Source organism: Streptomyces sp. NPDC017991 (assembly GCF_044328075.1).
Taxonomy (GTDB): domain Bacteria; phylum Actinomycetota; class Actinomycetes; order Streptomycetales; family Streptomycetaceae; genus Streptomyces.
The window spans coordinates 210,840-230,635 of sequence record NZ_JBIRGP010000006.1; the positions used below are offsets into that span (position 1 = coordinate 210,840).

12 protein-coding genes are annotated in these 19,796 nt (G+C 72.4%); 4 read left to right on the forward strand and 8 right to left on the reverse strand.

Annotated elements, in window-relative coordinates:
- Nucleotides 1-88: 88 nt before the first annotated feature.
- From ACH4DZ_RS19785 to ACH4DZ_RS19795, 3 genes are all read right to left on the reverse strand, one after another.
- A complete protein-coding gene (locus ACH4DZ_RS19785; protein ID WP_398288477.1) occupies nt 89-880 on the reverse strand; it encodes a S1 family serine peptidase in 792 nt (263 codons plus the stop codon).
- A gap of 301 nt (nt 881-1,181) precedes the next feature.
- Nucleotides 1,182-4,067 carry an AAA family ATPase gene (locus ACH4DZ_RS19790; protein ID WP_398288479.1) on the reverse strand — a complete coding sequence of 962 codons (2,886 nt, stop codon included), beginning with the start codon at nt 4,065-4,067 and terminating at the stop codon, nt 1,182-1,184.
- A 154-nt stretch (nt 4,068-4,221) separates the two neighbouring features.
- On the reverse strand, nt 4,222-5,166 hold the full coding sequence (locus tag ACH4DZ_RS19795) for a response regulator transcription factor (protein ID WP_398288480.1): 945 nt from the start codon (nt 5,164-5,166) through the stop codon (nt 4,222-4,224).
- A 113-nt stretch (nt 5,167-5,279) separates the two neighbouring features.
- On the opposite strand from ACH4DZ_RS19795, the gene ACH4DZ_RS19800 reads away from it, so the two are divergent.
- Nucleotides 5,280-7,007 (forward strand): AMP-binding protein, encoded by a 1,728-nt coding sequence (locus ACH4DZ_RS19800; protein WP_398288481.1) that lies wholly within the window; start codon nt 5,280-5,282, stop codon nt 7,005-7,007.
- Nucleotides 7,008-7,027: 20 nt separating this feature from the next.
- Nucleotides 7,028-8,680: an AMP-binding protein gene (locus ACH4DZ_RS19805; protein WP_398288740.1), complete on the forward strand. Its 1,653-nt coding sequence runs from the start codon at nt 7,028-7,030 to the stop codon at nt 8,678-8,680.
- A gap of 204 nt (nt 8,681-8,884) precedes the next feature.
- On the opposite strand, the gene ACH4DZ_RS19810 is transcribed toward ACH4DZ_RS19805, so the two are convergent.
- Nucleotides 8,885-9,490, reverse strand: a complete 606-nt coding sequence (locus ACH4DZ_RS19810; RefSeq protein WP_398288482.1) for a dihydrofolate reductase family protein — start codon at nt 9,488-9,490, stop codon at nt 8,885-8,887.
- Nucleotides 9,491-9,798: 308 nt separating this feature from the next.
- Here ACH4DZ_RS19810 and ACH4DZ_RS19815 point away from each other — a divergent pair, with 308 nt between their 5' ends.
- Nucleotides 9,799-12,921 (forward strand): NACHT domain-containing protein, encoded by a 3,123-nt coding sequence (locus ACH4DZ_RS19815; RefSeq protein WP_398288483.1) that lies wholly within the window; start codon nt 9,799-9,801, stop codon nt 12,919-12,921.
- On the opposite strand, the gene ACH4DZ_RS19820 is transcribed toward ACH4DZ_RS19815, so the two are convergent.
- Both ACH4DZ_RS19820 and ACH4DZ_RS19825 read right to left on the reverse strand, forming a co-directional pair.
- Nucleotides 12,918-13,445, reverse strand: a complete 528-nt coding sequence (locus ACH4DZ_RS19820; protein ID WP_398288484.1) for a GNAT family N-acetyltransferase — start codon at nt 13,443-13,445, stop codon at nt 12,918-12,920. The two genes, ACH4DZ_RS19815 and ACH4DZ_RS19820, sit on opposite strands and share 4 nt — an antisense overlap.
- 38 nt (nt 13,446-13,483) lie before the next feature.
- Complete coding sequence (locus tag ACH4DZ_RS19825; RefSeq protein ID WP_398288741.1) at nt 13,484-14,083, reverse strand: hypothetical protein; 600 nt, start codon at nt 14,081-14,083, stop codon at nt 13,484-13,486.
- Between the two features lie 1,006 nt (nt 14,084-15,089).
- On the opposite strand from ACH4DZ_RS19825, the gene gcl reads away from it, so the two are divergent.
- Nucleotides 15,090-16,874: a glyoxylate carboligase gene (gcl, locus tag ACH4DZ_RS19830; protein ID WP_398288486.1), complete on the forward strand. Its 1,785-nt coding sequence runs from the start codon at nt 15,090-15,092 to the stop codon at nt 16,872-16,874.
- 890 nt (nt 16,875-17,764) lie between these two features.
- Here the strand turns inward: gcl and ACH4DZ_RS19835 are convergent.
- Together ACH4DZ_RS19835 and ACH4DZ_RS19840 are read right to left on the reverse strand one after the other, a co-directional pair.
- A complete protein-coding gene (locus ACH4DZ_RS19835; protein ID WP_398288487.1) occupies nt 17,765-18,679 on the reverse strand; it encodes a 2-hydroxy-3-oxopropionate reductase in 915 nt (304 codons plus the stop codon).
- 64 nt (nt 18,680-18,743) lie between these two features.
- Complete coding sequence (locus tag ACH4DZ_RS19840) at nt 18,744-19,610, reverse strand: TIM barrel protein (protein ID WP_398288488.1); 867 nt, start codon at nt 19,608-19,610, stop codon at nt 18,744-18,746.
- Between the last annotated feature and the right edge of the window lie 186 nt (nt 19,611-19,796).

Below are 19,796 nucleotides of genomic sequence, written 5' to 3' on the forward strand. Positions count from 1 at the left end.
GGGGCGTTGCGGGCCGCTCGTGGAGGCCCGCAACGCCTCCTCGCTCTACCTGAGTTGCCTCAGGGAGTACTCGGGGCGGATCTCTCCGCTAGGAGTTGACCTGCGCCGTCACCAGGCTGGAGAACGTCGTCAGGCGGGTGTAGACGCCCGGGTAGCCGGCGTCCGCGCAGCCGTAGCCCCACGAGGTGATCCCGGCGAGCTTGCCGCCGATGACGAGCGGGCCGCCGCTGTCGCCCTGGCAGGTGTCCACGCCGCCGGAGGTGTAGCCCGCGCAGACCATGTCGGAGGAGATGTACGACGAGCCGTACGCCGAGGAGCAGGTCGAGTTGGACACGGTCGGGACCGTGGCCGTGCGCAGCTGGTTGGAGGAGGAGCCGCCCGAACTGGTGGTGCCCCAGCCGAGGATGCGGGCCGTGGTGCCGGCCGTGTACAGGCTGGTCTCGGAGGCGGAGACGTAGCTGATCGGCGTGTACGGCATCGACGTCGACAGGGTCAGGACGGCGACGTCGTCACCCTCCTCGGCGTCCGTGTAGCTGGGGTTGATCCATATCTTGCTGACCTGGGCGACGGTGCCGTTGGTGCCGTTGCGGTAGGTACGGCCGCCGACCACGCGGATGCCGCTCGGCGTCTCGCCGACCATGCAGTGGGCCGCGGTGACGACCTTGGTGGCCGACACCAGGGTGCCGCCGCAGAACTGGCTCTGCGAGGCGGTGGTGATCTGCATGACGTACGGGTACGCGGCTGCCGTGGTCGTCGTACCGCCGACGATGGGGGCGGGGGCGGCACTTGCGGTGGTCGCGCCGAGAAGACAGGTGGTCGCGGCGGCGGCGACGGCCGCGGTGACGGCGGCGGCCTTCTTGGCAAAGGTGAGCCCGAACATGGATCTCCTCAGGAGTGCCGGTGGGGGGGGGGTGCACTGTGGGGTGGTGCGGTGCGACGGCCTGCGGGGTGGGGTCCACGCTAGGAGGGGGGTGGGGGTGTGCCCAATGAGGGAACTCCCTCGGGTGGTTACCGAGGGATAACCCTCGGTCACGTTGGCCCTGCCGGGCGCTGCGGGGCCCTGCCGGACGATGCGTGTCGGCTGCGGGCCGGTGGGGGCTGGTCGCGCAGTTCCCCGCGCCCCTAAAAGATTGCGCCGTTCCCCGCGCCCCTGAAAAGGGGCGCGGGGAACGGCGCAATCTTTACTCCGCCCGGTGCTGGCCCGCCGCCAAGCGCACGATGTCCACCCGGGAGCGGATCCCGAGTTTTCGGTAGACGCGGGTGAGCGTGGCCTCGACCGTCTTCACGCTGATGAACAGGCGCGCGGCGATCTCCCGGTTCGTGGCACCCTCCAGGACCAGCGCCGCGACCTGACGTTCCGTCGAGGCCAGCCGGTCGAGATGCGGCAGCACCGATTCGGGAGCCGTCGGAGCGGAGATGCCGGAGGAGGCGCCGGCAGAGGCGCCCGGAGAGACGAGGGCGGCGTCGGCCGCGGCGACCGCGTCCAGCTGGCGCAGCCACGGCATCGCCCGGCAGCGCCGGAACAGCCGCGCCGCCTCGTCGTACGAGCCCCGCCCCGACTGCTCCGCGCGCAGCCGGGCCAGCGCGAAGGCGGCCCGGGCCTCTTCGAGCCCATGGCCGAGCTGCGCCAGCCGGTCCTGCGCCGACGTCAACTGCTGGGCCGCCGCCTCGTGTTGCCCGGTCGCGGCCTTCACCAGGGCCTCGGCCCGGTCCAGTACGGCCAGCACACTCGCCCGTCGCAGCCGTACCGCGTGCTCGCGCGTGGCGGTGATGACGTCCTGCGCCTCCACCGGCTCGCCCACGAGGACCAGCGCCTCGGCGAGGTCGCCGTGCCAGCGGCCCCGCGCCGGGTCGGAGATGCCGAGCCGCTGCTCCGACTCCCGTGCCCGGCGCAGCGAGCGGACCGTGCCGGCCGCGTCCCCGGCCACCAGCTGGGCGTGCCCGAGCGCGCCCAGGGCTCGCGAGAGGTAGATGAGGTCGCCGTCGTCCTCGGCCCGCCGTACCGCGTCCCCGGCCAGTACCAGCGCCCGGTGCACATCGCCGCCCGCGGCCTCGGCGAGCGAGGTGAACATGTTGCCCGCGGCCTCGCCGATCCCGGTGTCCCGGCCGAGCCGCAGACTCTCGTGGGCGAGGTCGAGCGCCCGGCCGCAGTGCCCGGACCGCAGTTCGGTCTCCGCGAGCCCGCGCAGGAAGTGCACCTCGCTCTCGACGATGCCGCGCCGGCGCACCTCGCCGAGCAGCCGGGTGATCGTGACCTGGGCGTCGGTGAGCTGGTCGCTCATCATCAGCCAGCGGAAGCGGGTGGCGCCCGCGCCGTTGTGGTCGCACGCCACCCGCAGGTCCTGCGGTTCCGCGAGGGCCTTCTCCAGGGTCACCGGGGCCGCGGGGTGCCCCATCAGGGTCTCCATCTGGGCCTGGAAGGACAGGGCCATCAGCTCGGTGCTCCGGTCGCCCGCGGTGGCGGCGAGCAGCGCCGCGCGGGCGGCCTCCTCGCGGCCCTTCTCCATCGCGCCCTCCACAAGGAGGGCCCGCCACGCCAGTTGGTAGCGGACCAGCGCCAGCAGCCGCGGATCCTCGCCCGCGTCCGCGAGGGCCTGCGGGAACACCGACTCGACATCGGCCATCGCCTGCCCGGCCGAGTCGATCACGACCATCCAGGCGCGTACCCGGACGGCCGGGTCCGCCGCCCGTTCCAGGACGTCGCGGGCCACCTCGCGGGCCAGGTCGATCTCGCCGGAGGTCAGCGCGTCCTCGGCGGACCGCAGCCGCCGCTCGTCCGCGCCGACCCGGCTGTCGGCCGGGGTGTGCCGGGCGGCGAGCAGCCCGAGCTGGGCCGCCACCGAGGGCGCGCCGCGGTCCCGGGCCAGGGCCGCCGCCTCGGAGAGCCGTTCGGCGACCTGCTCGTCGGTGCCGGTGGTGGCCAGCGCCAGATGCCGGGCCCGCTCGATCGGCTCGGAGGCGGCCGTCGACAGCGCGGCATGGGCGGCCCGTCGGTCCTGGGGCGTCGCCTGGGCGTACAGCGCGGCCGAGACGAGGGGGTGCGCGAACCGCACGGCCCCCTCCTGGCCGTCCGGGCCGTGACCGTCCGGACCCGGGGCCGCCACCAGTCCGAGGGAGGCGGCCAGAGCGATCTCCGCCTCCGCGTCCGGACGGCCCGCGGACTCCAGCAGCGACTGGGTGGGGCGGGCTCCCGCGCTCGCCACCAGGAGCGTCTGCCGGGCCTCCGCGGACAGCAGCTCCAGACGGCTGAGTACGAGGGCGCGCAGCGAGGTCGGCACGGGCAGCGGCTCACCGGGCCGCGGCGGTGTCGGGCTCTCGGCCAGCGCGCGGCCCAGCTCCAGCGCGAACAGGGGGTTGCCGCCGCTGGTGTGGTGGATGTCCCGCAGGGTCGAACGGCGCAGACCGCCGTATCCGCGGGTTGTCAGCAGCTCGGAGACCTGCGGCCGGGACAGCGGGGGGAGTCGCAGGGCCAGGGCCTCCGGCGGATACGCGCGTAGATACGGGTCATGCTCCTGCTCTTTGGGTTCCGTGCCGGTACGCACCGCGCCGAGCATCCGCACCGGCATACCGCCGAGGCGCCGGGCGGCGAACGCGAGCAGTTCGGCGCTGGGCGCGTCCAGCCACTGCAGATCGTCGGCGACGAGGAGGACGGGCCCCTTGGCCGCCAGGGCGCGCAGCACCGAGAGGACGGCGAGCCGCAGCGCCAGGCCGTCCTGGTGCAGGGACGATTCCGCGCGCCCGGTGAGGGCCGCTTCGAGCGCGGCCTGCTGCGGGGCGGGCAGCGCGTCCGCGACCTCGTCGGCGACCAGACCGAGCAGATCGACCAGGGCCAGGAACGGGAGATGCGATTCGGACTCGGTGGCGGAGCAACGCAACACAGTCCGGGCTGATTCGGCGTATTCCGCAGTGATTGCCCGCAGGACGGTCGACTTTCCTATTCCGGGCGGACCGTGCAAGAGGAGGCTGCCCCCTCGGGAGAGCTGGCCGCGCGCTCGTCCGAGCAGCTCCTCCCGACCGATGACCTGGTCGGAACGGGGTCTGACAGGCTCTTCGAAATCCCGTCGCACGCGCACCGCTCCCCTCAAGTCGTGTCCGGAACAATATTATGCAAAGAGCCCTTGAATTTCGGGGGGTTCGACCGTGAGGGAAATAACAGAGATTCGGTATACGGGATTTCATGGCGCCCGCACATGTAGGAAACACGCGGAGAGGTACGGACCTTCACGGCAGCAGCCCCGCCCGCCGCGCCGCCACCACGGCCTCCAGCCGCGTATGGGCCCCCAGCTTGCGCATCGCCGACCGCAGGTACGCCTTCACCGTCTCCGCGCGCAGCCCGAGCCGCTCCCCGGCCCCCGCGTTGGTCCTGCCGACGGCCACACAACTGAGAACGTCCAGCTCACGCGGGGTGAGCCGGACCTGCCCCGCCGCATGGAACGATCTCGCCGACTGGAACGATCCCGGCGGCTGGACCGATCCCGGCGGCTGTGCCGGCCCGGCCGACCGCGCCGGTCCCGGCGAGGCCGCCAGCGTCTCGCAGACCGAGAGGAGTTCGGCCCGCAGCGCCGGGTCCATGACGCGCGGAGCCAGCGCACGCAGCGCACCGTGCGCCTCCCGGAGCCGCTCCCAGACCGCACCTTCCGCCCCGTGCGCCCCTGGGTGCCTCTCCGACCCCCCGGGCGCCCCCGGCCCCCGCGCCGCCGCCAGCAGACCGTACGCCTCGTCCCGTACGGCCAGTGACTGCTCCACGTCCCGGGCCGCCTCCACCGCCGCGGACAGCGTGCGGTCGCCCAGGGGATGGGCCGAGCGCAGGGCGCCGTACAGGACCCCGCGCACCCGGCGGCGTACGACGACGGGCACCGCGAGGACGGAGCGCAGCCCCTCCGCGGCGACCGCGACGTCGTACTCGTGGCTGATCCGCCGGGACGACGAGTAGTCCGTCACGGCGCACGGCCGGACGAGAGCCACCGCCTTGCCGCCCAGACCATTGCCCGAGGACACCGCGAGCGCGCTCAGGGCGGCCGTCGTCGTGCCGTTCAGCTCGCTGATACGGACCTGCGCGCGGCCCGGTTCGACCAGCCCGCCGAAGGCGACGGCCAGCCCCGTCTCCCGCCGCAGCCGCATCAGCGCGCCGCGCATCTCCACCGCCTCGGCGCCGCCAGTTGCCACGTGCTCGTCCCTTCGCCGTCACGCACCCCCCGTCCGGGGGTAGTGAGACCCGCATCACGGATTACACGATGGGGGAGAGCCGCCCGGCAATGGTCCGGGACCGAGGAGGACAGATGACGACGCCGCCGACGACGCCGGCCCACCCCACGCCCACGGAGAGCTTCCGCGCGGCGCGGGACTTCCTGCTGGCGCACCGCGGGGACTACACCACGGCCTACGAGGGCTTCTCCTGGCCCCGTCCGGAGTACTTCAACTGGGCACTCGACTGGTTCGACGTCATCGCGGCCGGCAACGACCGGACCGCCCTGCACATCGTCGAGGAGGACGGCCGGGAGACGAAGCTGTCCTTCGCCGAGCTGTCCCGCCGCTCCGACCGGGCCGCGGGATGGCTGCGCGAGAAGGGCGTCCGCGCCGGTGACCGCATCCTGGTCATGCTCGGCAACCAGGCCGAGCTGTGGGAGACCGCGCTGGCCGCGATGAAACTGCGCGCCGTGGTCATCCCCGCCACACCCCTGCTGGGCCCGGCCGACCTGCGCGACCGCGTCGAACGGGGGCGGGTTGGGCACGTCGTCGTGCGCGCCGAGGACACGGCCAAGTTCGACGAGGTGCCCGGCGGCTACACACGTATCGCGGTGGGGACGGCCGGGGCGGCGGCAGCCGGCGGGGGTGAACGCGCGGGCTGGCACACCTACGAGGACGTCCGGGACCGGGACTTCGAGCCCTTCACGCCGGACGGCCCCACCCGGGCCGACGACCCGCTGATGCTCTACTTCACCTCGGGCACCACCGCCCGCCCCAAACTCGTCGAGCACACCCATGTCTCGTACCCCGTCGGCCACCTGGCGACCATGTACTGGATCGGCCTCAAGCCCGGTGACGTGCATCTGAACATCGCCTCGCCCGGCTGGGCCAAGCATGCCTGGTCGAACCTCTTCGCCCCCTGGAACGCGGAGGCGACCGTCTTCATCCACCACTACACGCGCTTCGACGCGGGCCGGCTGATGGCGGAGATCGACCGGGTCGGGGTGACGACGTTCTGCGCGCCGCCCACCGTGTGGCGCATGCTCATCCAGGCCGACCTGAGCCGGCTGCGTACGCCCCCGCGCGAGGTCGTCGCCGCCGGTGAACCACTCAATCCCGAGGTCATCGAGCAGGTGCGCAGGGCCTGGGGGGTCACGATCAGGGACGGCTTCGGGCAGACCGAGACGGCCGTCCAGGTGTCCAACAGCCCCGGTCAGCCGCTGAAGACGGGGTCGATGGGACGGCCGAGCCCCGGCTACCGCGTCGAACTGCTCGATCCGGTGACGGGCGCCCCGGGCGCGACGGAGGGCGAGATCGCGCTCGACCTGTCCGTGCGGCCCGTGGGCGTGATGACCGGCTACCACGGCGACCCGGACCGCACGGCCGAGGCGATGGCGGACGGCTACTACCGCACCGGTGACATCGGCTCGCGCGACGCCGAGGGGTACGTCACCTACGTGGGCCGGAGCGACGACGTCTTCAAGGCCAGCGACTACAAGATCAGCCCCTTCGAGCTGGAGAGCGCGCTCCTGGAGCACGAGGCGGTCGCGGAGGCCGCCGTCGTGCCGGCGCCGGACGAACTGCGGCTCGCGGTCCCGATGGCGTACATCGTGCCGGCGGAGGGCTGGGAGCCGGGACCCGACACCGCGAAGGTGCTCTTCGAGCACTCGCGCACGGTCCTCGCCCCGTACAAGCGCATCCGCAGGCTGGAGTTCGGCGAGCTGCCCAAGACCGTGTCCGGGAAGATCCGGCGCATCGAGCTGCGCGAGGCCACGGCGGCGGGTTCAGAGGCCGAGTACCGAGAGGAGGACTTCCGATGACCGATCCGATGACCGATCCGATGGCAGAATCGGTGACCGAATCGGTGACCGATCGGACGCGCACCGAGCTGTCGTACGCGCACGGGGTGAGCGGCACCGGCCTGCTGGGGGACACGATCGGGGCCAACCTCGAACGGGCGGTGGGCCGTTGGCCGGACCGAGAGGTGCTCGTCGACCTGCCCTCGGGGCGGCGCTGGACGTACGCCCGCTTCGCCGCGGACGTCGATCGGCTGGCGTGCGCGCTCCTCGCGAGCGGCGTCGCCAGGGGGGACCGGGTGGGCATCTGGGCGGTCAACTGCCCCGAGTGGGTGCTCGTCCAGTACGCCACCGCCCGCATCGGCGCGGTCATGGTGAACATCAACCCGGCGTACCGCACCCACGAGGTCGAGTACGTCCTCAAGCAGGCAGGCATCTCACTGCTCTTCGCCTCCCTCGGTCACAAGGCGAGCGACTACCGGGCGATGGTCGGCCAAGTACGCGGCGGATGCCCGGATTTGCGGGAGACGGTGTACGTCGGCGACGCGACCTGGGACGCGCTGCTGGACCGCGCCACGCCGGAACTGCACGCCCAACTCGCGGTGGTCGCAGGCGAGTTGTCCTGCGACGACCCGATCAACATCCAGTACACGTCGGGTACGACCGGGTTCCCCAAGGGTGCGACCCTCTCCCACCACAACATCCTCAACAACGGCTATTTCGTGGGCGAGTCGATCGCCTACACCGAGCGGGACCGCATCTGCGTACCGGTGCCGTTCTACCACTGCTTCGGCATGGTGATGGGCAACATCGCCGCCACTTCGCACGGTGCCTGCATCGTCATCCCCGCGCCCTCCTTCGAACCCGCGTCGACGCTCCGGGCGGTGCAGGAGGAGCACTGCACCTCGCTGTACGGCGTACCGACGATGTTCATCGCGGAGCTGAACCTCCCGGACTTCGCGGAGTACGACCTCTCCTCCCTGCGGACCGGCATCATGGCGGGCTCGCCCTGCCCGGTCGAGGTGATGAAACGGGTGGTCGCCGAGATGCACATGGCGGAGGTGTCCATCTGTTACGGCATGACCGAGACCTCGCCCGTGTCCCTCCAGACGCGCCGCGACGACGACCTGGAGCACCGCACCGGGACGGTCGGGCGCGTCCTGCCGCACATCGAGGTCAAGGTGGTCGACCCGGCGACCGGGGTGACGCTGCCGCGCGGCTCCTCGGGCGAGCTGTGCACCCGGGGGTACAGCGTGATGCTGGGCTACTGGGACGAGCCCGGGAAGACCGCCGAGGCCGTCGACGCCGGGCGGTGGATGCACACCGGCGACCTCGCGTCGATGCTCGACGACGGATACGTGCGGATCGTCGGCCGGATCAAGGACATGATCATCCGGGGCGGCGAGAACATCTACCCGCGCGAGATCGAGGAGTTCCTGTACGCGCACCCGAAGATCGCCGACGTACAGGTGGTCGGCGTGGCCCACGAGCGGTACGGCGAGGAGGTGCTCGCCTGCGTCATCCCCCGCGACCCCGACGACCCGCCGACACTGGCGGAACTGCGCTCCTTCTGCGAGAACCGACTGGCCCATTACAAGGCACCCAGCCACCTGCGCGTCATGGAGTCCTTCCCGATGACGGTCTCGGGAAAGGTACGCAAGATCGAACTCCGCGAGCAGTACGGCCGACCGAGCTAGGGCCCCCGAAGGGGCGCGGGGAACTGCGCGCTCGGCCGCGGCGAACCCGCACTCCCTGGGAGCGTGTACGGGGGCTGACCCGCGACGGTTCGGGGCCGGGTGGGCCGGGCGTCCTGACGTCGGCCGTTCACCCCCTACCAAGGTCTTGCTCCGTGCCCGTCGGCGCCGGCCCGGTGGCCGTCCGGACCGGCGGGTGGGGCGACCTCACGCAGGGGCGCCGAGCGGTGGGTGCGCGAGTACGTGGGGCTTGTACTCGACCAGCTGGATGCGGCCGTCGAAGGTGCGGTGCTCGGTCATCTCCAGGGCAACGTCCGGATAGCTGTCGTAGATGCGTTCCTCGCCCGTGGCCCCGGTGATCACCGGGAACATCACGACCCGGAAGCGGTCGACGAGTCCGGCTCGCAGCAGGGACCGGCACAGGCTGAGGCTGCCGATCGTGCTGAGGAGCCCCGAGCCGTTCGACTTCAGGGCGCGGACCGCCTCGACGGCGTCGTCGCGGACGAGCGTGGAGTTGGCCCACGCCAGTGGCTCCTTGAGCGAGGAGGAGAACACCACCTTGGGCGCTTGCGTGAGCTCGTCGACGGATGCCTCCTCCTCGGGCCTGAACTCGTCCTGGCCGGTCGGGACCTCGCCCGCGGCGAAGCCCGACATCAGGCGGTAGGTGTTCGCTCCCATCAGGTAGGTGACCTCGGGCTGTTCGCCGAGCCACGCGAGGTACTCCGGGCCCTCCAGACCCCAGAACCCGGGCCACCCCTGTCCCGACGCACAGCCGTCGAGGGAGGTGATGAAGTCGACGAGAAGCTCCGACATGGCGCTGTCCTTTCCTCGGGTGTCACAAGCTTGGACCGGCCGGGAGCGGCAAACTCATCGGCCGCGCTGTCGAGCAATGAGGAAACGGCCCAGGCCGACCATCACGCTCAGCCACACGCGGGCCCATGCCCCCCGCCTATGCCCGTGACCCCTGCACCGGAGGGTGCCTCGCGCTTCCACCCGCCCCCCGAACACCCCCACGCGCTCACTCACACGTGTCTCGAACAGCCGGTTTGTCGACGCGATGAGGACTACAACGGGTCACTTCGGCGGTCGCGCGACCGCAGGTTCGGCGGGGGAGTGGTGGGATGCGAGTCGGATGGCACAGCGCGCAGGCGCGCAGACGCCTGTGGTTCGCCGTGTGCGCGGTGGCACTCGCGGCACTGGCCGCGATCCTGCGCTTCTGGTGGCAGGACTCCGCCACCGCCGGCGTCCTGCTGACGGCGCTCGGCGCCTTCATGTCGGTCGCGGCGCTGATGGCCGACGTACTGCGCGGCGACACCACCCCGCGCCCGGACGGCGACGGGGCACACCGGCGCCGGGCCGTCGAGGCGCTCGCCGAGGCCGTACGGGAACAGTGGGCGGCCGAGGCGCGGCTGCGGCGCCTCCAGGACCCGGCGCCGCTGGAGGTGGACTGGACCCTCGCGGACCGCCGCCTGGCCGACCATCCGTACAACATCCCGCCCGGCACCGTGCTGCCGCACCCGCGTGCGGGCGGCGACACCGGCACCGCGGATCCGGTCACGGCAGAGCCGGTCACCGCGGATCCGGCCGCCCCTGATCCGGCCGCCGCGCCGCCGGACCGGCGCGTCGTGGTCCTGGGCGAGCCCGGATCGGGCAAGAGCGTGCTGGCGATGCGGTACGTCCTCGACCGCCTCGCGGCCCGCCAGGAGGGCGGACCGGTCCCGGTGATCTTCCCGCTCGCCTCGTGGGACCCCCTGCGCTCACCGCTGCGCGACTGGCTCGCGGCCCGGCTCGCCGCCGACTACCGGCCGCTGGCCGCGCAGGCGGACGACCGGCGCACCCTGGCACGCGTCCTGGTCGACACGGGCCTGGTGGCACCGGTCCTCGACGGTTTCGACGAACTGCCCCGCCCCGCCCGCGCGATGGCCGTACGCCGGATCAACGCCGAACTCGACCCGGGCGCACCGCTGATGCTGACCAGCAGGGGTGACGCCTGGGCCGCCGCGGTGGACGAGGGCGACGTACTCACCGGGGCCGAGGTGGTGGAGCTGCGGCCCCTGGACCTCGTACGGGCCGGGGCGTATCTGGAACGCTCGGCGCGGCCGTTGGGCGCGACGGCGGACGGCGTTCCGCACACCGTGTGGACACCGGTGCTGCGGAAACTGGCGGAGTGCCCCGACCTGCCGCTGACGAAGGCGCTCACCACACCGCTGATGGTCGCCCTGGCCCGCACGGTCCACGGGGACACCTCCCGCGACCCCGCGCCGCTGCTCGACGCACGGCGCTTTCCCACGGTGGCGGCGGTGGAGGGGCACCTCCTGGAGGCGTTCGTACCGGCGGCGTTCGCGGACGCCGGACCGAGGGCCGCCGCCGACGCCACGCGCCGGCTGACCGTGCTGGCCCGGGGCCTGCACCGCCGTGGCACGGGCCGGCTGGCCTGGTGGGAGCTGGAGTCGCTGGTGCCGCGGACCCTCGCGCTGTACGCGCCGGGCCTGCTGGCTCTCGCCGTGCTGTCCATACTGCTGCTGCCGGTGACCCTCGTCCGTGCGGTCGGCGATCTGGCAAGACTTGAGGACGTGCTGTCCCTGGTCGCCCTGCTCATCGGCCAGACCCTGGGGTTCGCGTTCGGCGTCCGCTACCTGCTGCCGGCCGGGTGGCACGGCAGAGACCGGCGCGGTCCGGACCGGCCGGGCCCGGACTGGCGAGGTCCGGAGCGGCGCCGCACGCACCGGCGCTTCCGGCGGCACCAGGCGCTCGTCACCACCGGGGTGAGCGCCTTGATGTGGGCCGGGTTCGCGTACTTCGACGATCTGCGCTTCGGGTTCCGCTTCGGCGGGGTCACCGACGGCTGGATGCCGGATCTGTTCGGCGGATTCCTGTTCTCGCAGTTGTTCACCCTGTTCCTCGGCATCGCGGGACTCACCCGCCGCCCGACCCCGCTCGGACTGCCCTGGAGCGGGGTCATGAGCCGGACGGCGGCCCGGCTGGGCGGGGCCGCGCTGGCGGTGGGCGGGACGGTCACGGCGGGCGTGGCCCTGCTGGGCCGGGAGGGCAACCCGTGGACCGTGCTGCTCGGCACCACCTGCGCGGCGGCGGGCACGGCCCTGACGGCGAGCGGCACGCACCGGGGCGGCCAGGACGGGGCGCACACCCCGCGTGCCGGGCGGATCGCGCGCCGGTTCGTGCCGGGCACGGTCAGGGGAACCGCCGCGGCGATGCTGATCGGGATGGCCTCCTGCACGGCGGGAGGATTCGCGGCGGTGGGCGTGACCGCGCTCAAGTCCCGTACGGCGGCGGACCTGACGGACCGGGAGATCGACGGCTGGTACTTCTCCGAGCGGGCGGGAGTGCGCAGCGCCGTCACGGAACGGACCCTGCGGGGCGGTCTGCTGCTGCCCGGGGACGGCGCGCGCCCGGTGGCCTTCGCCGGGACGGCCCGGCCGCCGAACTGCACGATGCCGCTGCTGCCTCGGCGCCGGTGCGTGGACTTCGTGTCACGGCGGACGGTCTTCGAGTCGCGGGGCGGCGACGTGGTCGCGCGCATCACCCCGGGCGCCGGGCCGTCCACGACAGCGGTCCACCCGACGAACCTGCGGTCGGTCCTGCCGGAGGAGGGCCGGGACTGGCTGACCCAGGGGCCGGCGGCGGGCGTACTGGCCCGCGATCTGCCGCCGGTCCTGGTCGCGGGGCTGCTCATCGGAGTGGTGGGCGGCTGTGTGTGCGGGGTCTACCGGGCGCTGAGCGTGCCGTCCGACCTGATGCGCGCGGCGAGTCCCGGCCTCTCGCTGCGCACCGACCGGACCGCGTCCCTGACCCGGGGCGGGATGGTGGCCCTGCTCGTGGCCTGTGTCTGTGTGCCCGTCGTGGCGACGCCCGGTGACTGGGGCGGCCTGGTGCACCTGGGGACGCAGCTGTGGCTGCCGCTGGGTACGGCGGCCCTGGCGTTGAGCGCCTGGGGCCGCTTCCTGGTCGCGCGCGGCTGGCTGGCGGTGACCGGGCAGCTGCCGTGGCGGCTGATGGCGTTCCTGGACGAGGCACACCAGCGGGGCGTGCTGCGCCAGTCGGGGGCGGGATTCGAGTTCCGCCACCTGAGGCTCCAGGCGCAGCTCGCCACCGGGCCGCCGGCGGACGTGGTGGCGGCCCGGCCACCAGGACCCAGCGGTGTCCCGGAGACGCCGGACGCCCCGGAGACGCCGGACGCCCCGGAGATGGACGAGGGCTCCGACATCCACCACCGCACGCCCTAGACGTGCCGCCCGGGCTGCTCCATCGGCAGATACATGCACACCCGGGGCCGGCGGTCGAGGCCCTGCTCGGCCTCCCCGGCGCGGACTCTCCGCAGGCCCGGGGTGAGGTCGGCCTCCGGCAGGACACGGAAGCCGAGCCGCTCGTAGTAGGGCGCGTTCCACGGGACCTCGGAGAACGTGGTCAGCGTGAGTCCGGTCAGCCCCTGCTCCAGCGCGCGCTCGGCGGCGTACGCGATCAGGGTCCGGCCCACCCCCTGGTGCGCGGCGTCCGGGTGGACGGAGACCTGCTCGATGTGGAAGGCGCCGTCCAGGGGCTCACCGATCAGGTAGGCGACGAGCCGCCCCCTGGCGTCCTCGGCGACCCAGGCGTGGCCCGCCTTGCGGAAGCGTTCCAGGACGTCGAGCGCGGGCGGTTCGTCGTCGGCGATCTCCGGCATGCCGAAGATACGGAAGGGTTCGCCCGCGGCACGTTCGATGTCCTGGAGCAGCGGGAGGTCGGCGGAAGTGGCCGCTCTGACGGTCATGGGGTCAAGTATGCGACTGCTTTGCCGAGTTGAGGCGATCACGCGCCGGTCGCGACGAGATCGTCGGCGAGGCTGTTCGCCGGCTGCGGGGTGCCGGTGAGATCCAGTACGAACAGGGGGACGCCCAGTGAGTCGGCGCGGGCGCGGGCGTCCTTCTCGTAACCGGCCAGCGAGAAGTAGACGCAGCCGGACGACTCCGTCATCGCCGTCAGCCACAGGCACTCCACGTCCCGGAGGGAGGCCGGGCGCACGGTCGGGTCCACCTGGGCGACCATTCCGCGGGCCGCGAGCCCTATGCCGGAGGGTGGCCGCTGGTCGGCCCGCCGGATGTCCCGGTAGCCGAGCCAGCGCAGATACAGCGCGGCGGCGGTCACGGCGTCCCGGGCGGTACGGATGGTCACCGGCTGGAACGCGGGGCGGGGCGCCGGTTCGGTACGGGGGAGGGGGAGCGAGACGGCGGCGGGGAGACGCCGTGCCCGAGGCTTCGCCGGACGGCGCCCCGCCCCTTCGGGGCCGGCTGTCGGCGGCGAGGCGCTGTCGGACCCCTCAACGCCACCGCCGTCCGAGCGGCCCGACCCGCCCGAACGACCTGAGCCGCCCGGGCCGACAGTGCGGCCCGAGCTGCCCGGACCGTCCAAGCCGTCCGAACCGCCCGGGCCGACAGGGGTGTCTGGGCCATCCGAACTGCCCCAGCTGGCTGGACCGACCGAGCCGTCCGGTCCGCCCGGACCGACAAGGCTGTCCGAGCCATCCGGGCCGCCCGAGCCATCCGGGCCGCCCGAGCCGGCCGGAGCGACCAAGCCATCCGAGCGGCCCGGACCGACTAAGCCATCCGGGCCGTCATGGCCGACCAGGCCGAGCGGGCCGTCCGGGCCATCCGGGCCGAGCGGGCCGTGCGAGCCGTCCGGGCCGTCATCGTCGTCGGTGCCGCAGGCGTGTGCTTCGGCGTCGACGCACGGACACGCGCCGGTTCCGCCGGGCCCTGTCCCGCCACGTCCGGCCTCGGTGGGACCGGGCGTACCGGGGCCGGGCGTACCGAGGCCCGTGGCGGCGGGGCCGGTCCCGGTCCGGTCGGGCGTAGCGGGACCGTGGTGGGCGGCCCCGGCCCCGGGCCCGGCCCCGGGCCCGGCCACCGGTACCCGCAGCACCGTCCCGCACGGGCAGCCGAGTTCCGGTCGCGGCCACTGGTCCGCGCGCCCGCAGGTCGCACAGGGGATCGTCACCCAGCCCTCGTCCCAGGTGTGGTGGGTGACGGACTCGGGGACCGCCCGCGAGTCCAGCGCGGGAGTGACCGGCGCACCGCACGCGCACGGATACGTCGGCGCCGCATAGACATGCTCGCGCCGACAGGCCGGACACGTCACCGGCACGCTCTCGGCCATGACTCTCCCCAGAACATGTGACACCGAACCGCAGGGGGGCTGCTCCTCCATCGTCCTCCGGAACGCCGTCCTCCGGCAGGGAATCGATCGGACGCCCCGCGATTCGGCGCGCCCGCGGCCCTGCCTCCCGCTCTTGACGCCCTCCGGGCTCCCACCTACATTGTTTCCAGATAGTAGAAGTTAGTTTCCGTAATACGGAATTTGAAGCTCTCCGCGGGGCGCGACGGGAGCCCGAATCCGGCAGCCGAAGCAGGAGTACGCAATGGCCCGTATGACCGCTGCCCGCGCGGCAGTCGAAATCCTCAAGCGCGAGGGCGTCACCAACGCGTTCGGTGTCCCGGGCGCGGCGATCAACCCCTTCTACGCGGCGCTCAAGGCATCCGGCGGTATCGGCCACACCCTGGCCCGCCATGTCGAGGGCGCCTCCCACATGGCGGAGGGGTACACCCGCACCGCGCCCGGCAACATCGGCGTGTGCATCGGGACGTCAGGACCCGCCGGCACCGACATGATCACCGGTCTGTACTCCGCGACCGGCGACTCCATCCCGATCCTGTGCGTCACGGGACAGGCCCCGACCGCCGTGATCCACAAGGAGGACTTCCAGGCCGTGGACATCGCGTCGATCGCCAGGCCGGTCGCCAAGATGGCGGTCACCGTGCTGGAGGCCGCCCAGGTCCCGGGCGTCTTCCAGCAGGCGTTCCATCTGATGCGCTCGGCCCGGCCGGGCCCGGTCCTCATCGACCTGCCCATCGACGTCCAGCTCACGGAGATCGAGTTCGACCCGGAGACGTACGAGCCGCTGCCGGTCTACAAGCCCGCCGCGACCCGCGCCCAGGTCGAGAAGGCGATCGCGCTGCTGAACGAGTCCGAGCGGCCGCTGATCGTCGCGGGCGGCGGCGTCATCAACGCCGACGCCTCCGAACTCCTCGTGGAATTCGCCGAGTTGACCGGCGTTCCGGTGGTCCCCACCCTCATGGGCTGGGGCACCCTCCCCGACGACCATGAGCTGAACGCCGGCATGGTGGGCCTGCAGACCTCGCACCGCTACGGCAACGCGACCTTCCTGGAGTCCGACTTCGTCCTCGGCATCGGCAACCGCTGGGCCAACCGCCACACCGGAAAACTGGACGTCTACACGGCCGGACGCACGTTCGTGCACGTCGACATCGAGCCCACCCAGATCGGCAAGATCTTCGCCCCGGACTTCGGCATCGCGTCCGACGCGAAGGCCGCGCTGGAGCTGTTCGTGGCGGTGGCGGGGGAGTTGAAGGCCGAGGGCCGGCTGCCGGACCGGTCCGCGTGGGCCCAGGCCGCCCAGGAGAAGAAGGCGTCCCTTCAGCGGCGTACGCACTTCGACGACATCCCCATCAAGCCGCAGCGGGTCTACGAGGAGATGAACAAGGCCTTCGGCCCGGAGACGCGGTACGTCACCACCATCGGCCTCTCCCAGATCGCCGGCGCGCAGATGCTGCATGTCTACCGACCCCGGCACTGGATCAACTGCGGCCAGGCGGGCCCCCTCGGCTGGACCGTTCCGGCCGCGCTCGGCGTCGCCAAGGCCGATCCCGGGGCACAGGTGGTCGCGCTCTCCGGCGACTACGACTTCCAGTTCATGATCGAGGAACTGGCCGTCGGGGCACAGCACCGGATCCCGTACGTCCATGTGCTCGTCAACAACGCCTACCTGGGCCTCATCCGGCAGGCCCAGCGGGGGTTCGACATCGACTTCCAGGTCAATCTGGAGTTCGAGAACATCAACTCGCCCGAGCTGGGTGTGTACGGGGTCGACCACGTCAAGGTCGTCGAGGGGCTCGGCTGCAAGGCGATCCGGGTGACCGACCCGAGCGAGCTGGGCGCCGCCTTCGAGCAGGCGAAGAAGCTGGCCGCCGAGTTCCAGGTCCCGGTGGTCGTCGAGGCGATCCTGGAGCGCGTCACCAACATCTCGATGTCCACGACCAACGACATCGGCAATGTCGTGGAGTTCGAGGAGATCGCGACCGAGCCGGGCCACGCGCCGACCTCCATCAGGACCCTCAAGGTCTGACCGACCCCGACAAGCCGAGGCCCCGTCCTGAGTCATCAGGACGGGGCCTCGCGCCGTGCTCAGTACCGGCCGCCCCCGCCGCGACCCGAGCCGAACCCGGCGCCCCCGTGCTTTCCCCCGTACTCCGCCCCGCACTTCCCCCCCCCGTACCCCCCGAGTGGCGCGTCGGGTGGGGCGGACGTCATCGCGGCAGGTGGCCCGCCCCGCGACTGCGCCGCGTACGGCTCGTGCCGACACCTCAACCGACTGCCCATGCGTCCCACCCCCGTTTCAGGACCAGCCCGCGGTGTACTTCCCAGGGGGGCCCGCCGCCCCCGTGCCGGCGGGCCCCATGTGCTGAGAATGTGCCCAACAGCACGGTGAGTTGAAGCCTCAAGGGCCATGTTCAGAGGTTGATTTGAGGGTGCCGTAGCCGCCGTACGCCCACAGACGTACTGCCGCGGGCATATGTGCGGACGCCGAAGAGCGCCGAGTACGGGACCGTCCGTACTCGGCGCTCGCTCTTCGGCCTCGACGCTCGTGGGCCTCGGCTCGCAGCCGGGCTTCGGCTCGTAGTCGGGCTTCGGCTCTCGGCCGGAATCCGGTTCTCGGCCGGGACCGCGGCGGTGTGACGGTACCGGGGCTTCCCTTCCCTCATGTCGAGAGGGAGGCACCGGGACCTTCACCACCGCACTGGCGTGCACACCGCCGCGGCCCTCGCCCTGCCCGCTCGTTCCGTGGACTACCCCTCATCCGGGTCCACGGTCCTCGCGGGCGATGCGCCCGGGGCATGACCTCCCGTCAGACTCCAGGCGCAGCTCAGGAGTTGTTGGTGCCGGGCGGCGCCGCCGCTTGGGCGCGACAGGACAGGTGTCAGCGCCGGCGCCGCCCGGGTCTGTGGGGGCGGGCGGTCAGACCCGCGCGCCGGAGAGGCGCTCCACCGCGCGCAGCAGCGCGGAGTGGTCCAGGCCGCCGTCGCCCTGTGTGCGCAGGGAGGCGACGAGCTGGGCGACCACGGCGCCGACGGGCAGCGCGGCACCGACGTTGCGGGCGGCGTCCGTGACGATGCCCATGTCCTTGTGGTGCAGGTCGATCCGGAAGCCCGGCTTGAAGTCGCGGTTCAGGAAGTTGTCCTTCTTGCGGGTCAGTACGGTCGAACCGGCGAGGCCGCCGTTCAGCACGTCCAGGGCCGCCTTCAGGTCGACGCCCGACTTCTCCAGGAAGACCACGGCCTCGGCGCACGCCTGGATGTTCACGGCGACGATCAGCTGGTTCGCGGCCTTCACGGTCTGGCCGGCGCCGTGCGGACCGCACAGCACGACGGTCCTGCCGAGCGCTTCGAAGATCGGCTCGGCCTGGTTGAAGTCGGCCTGCTCGCCGCCGACCATGATGGACAGCACGGCCTCGACCGCGCCCGCCTCGCCGCCGGACACCGGGGCGTCCAGGACCCGGATGCCCTTGTCCTTCGCCGCCTCGGCCAGGTCCACGGAGGTCTGCGGGGTGATGGAGGACATGTCGATCAGGAGGGCGCCGGACCGCGCGTTCTCCAGGATGCCGTCGGGCCCGTACGCGATGGCCTCGACCTGCGGGGAGGCGGGCACCATCGTGATCACGACGTCGGCGTCCCGTACGGCCTCGGCTATCGAGCCGGCCGCGGTGCCGCCCGCGGCGGTCAGCCGGTCCAGCTTGTCCTGCTCCAGGGTGAACCCGGTGACGTCGTACCCGGCCTTGATCAGGTTCTCCGACATGGGGGAGCCCATGATGCCGAGGCCGATCCAGGCGATCGTCGGCCGGGACGCGTGGGAACTGTCGGCAAGGTTGCTCATGGTGAGGGTGCCTCTCTGCACGCTGTGCTACGTCAACTGCTCGGCTGTGTAAGGGAGTTGCCGCTCATCGGGTGACGCGGGCGGCGCGGGCCCCGCGGGGGAGCCAGTCGAAGGAGTCGGCGCTCGGCCGGTCACCCGGCTTGTACTCCAGACCGACCCAGCCCTCGTACCCCTGCTTGCGCAGCAGGCCGAGCAGCTCCGCCAGCGGGAGCGTGCCGGTGCCGGGCGCGCCACGGCCCGGGTTGTCGGCGATCTGGACATGGCCGGTCCTGGCGGCGTACCGCTCGATCACCGACGGCAGGTCCTCGCCGTTCATGGACAGGTGGTAGAGGTCCATCAGGAACCTGGCGTTGCCCAGTCCCGTCGCCTCGTTCACCCTGTCGACGACGGCGATCCCGGCCTCGGCGCTCACCAGCGGATAGAGCGGCGACTCCGGCTTGTTGAGCGTCTCGATCAGCAGGACCGCACCGACGCGGTCCGCCGCGCGGGCCGCCAGTACGAGGTTCTCCAGGGCCAGTTCGTCCTGCTCGGCCGGGTCGACGCCCTCGACGCGGTTGCCGTACAGGGCGTTGAGGGCCGTGCAGCCCAGTGACCGTGCGAAGTCCGCGGCCACGTCGATGTTCGCGCGGAACCGCTCGGACTCCCGGCCCGGAACCGACAGCGCGCCCCGGTCCGGGCCCGGCAGCTGCCCGGCGTAGAAGTTGAGGCCCGTGAGCTGTATGCCCGCGTCCTCGATCGCCTTCTTCAGGGCGTCGAGCTCCGCCCGACCGGGGGTGGGGGTGTCGGTCCACGGCCACCAGAGCTCGACCGCGGTGAAGCCCGCCGCGGCGGCGGCCGCGGGGCGCTCCAGGAGCGGCAGCTCGGTGAAGAGGATCGACAGGTTGACGTTGAAGCGCTGCTCTGCGGCTGCATCCATCGAGAAACCGGGCATATGGGTCGGCGCTCCCTTCCGTGGCGAGTGGGGCCGGGTGGCTGGGCCTGCAGTACAAGTTCCGTATTGCGGAAGTTTATTTCTGCTTGATGGAAAGGCTGCCTTCGTGGCGGAACCTTGTCAAGGGGGGCCGGCGGGAAAAGCGCGGGTGTCCGGGCCGAGGTCCGGGTCCCGTTCGGCGGCCGG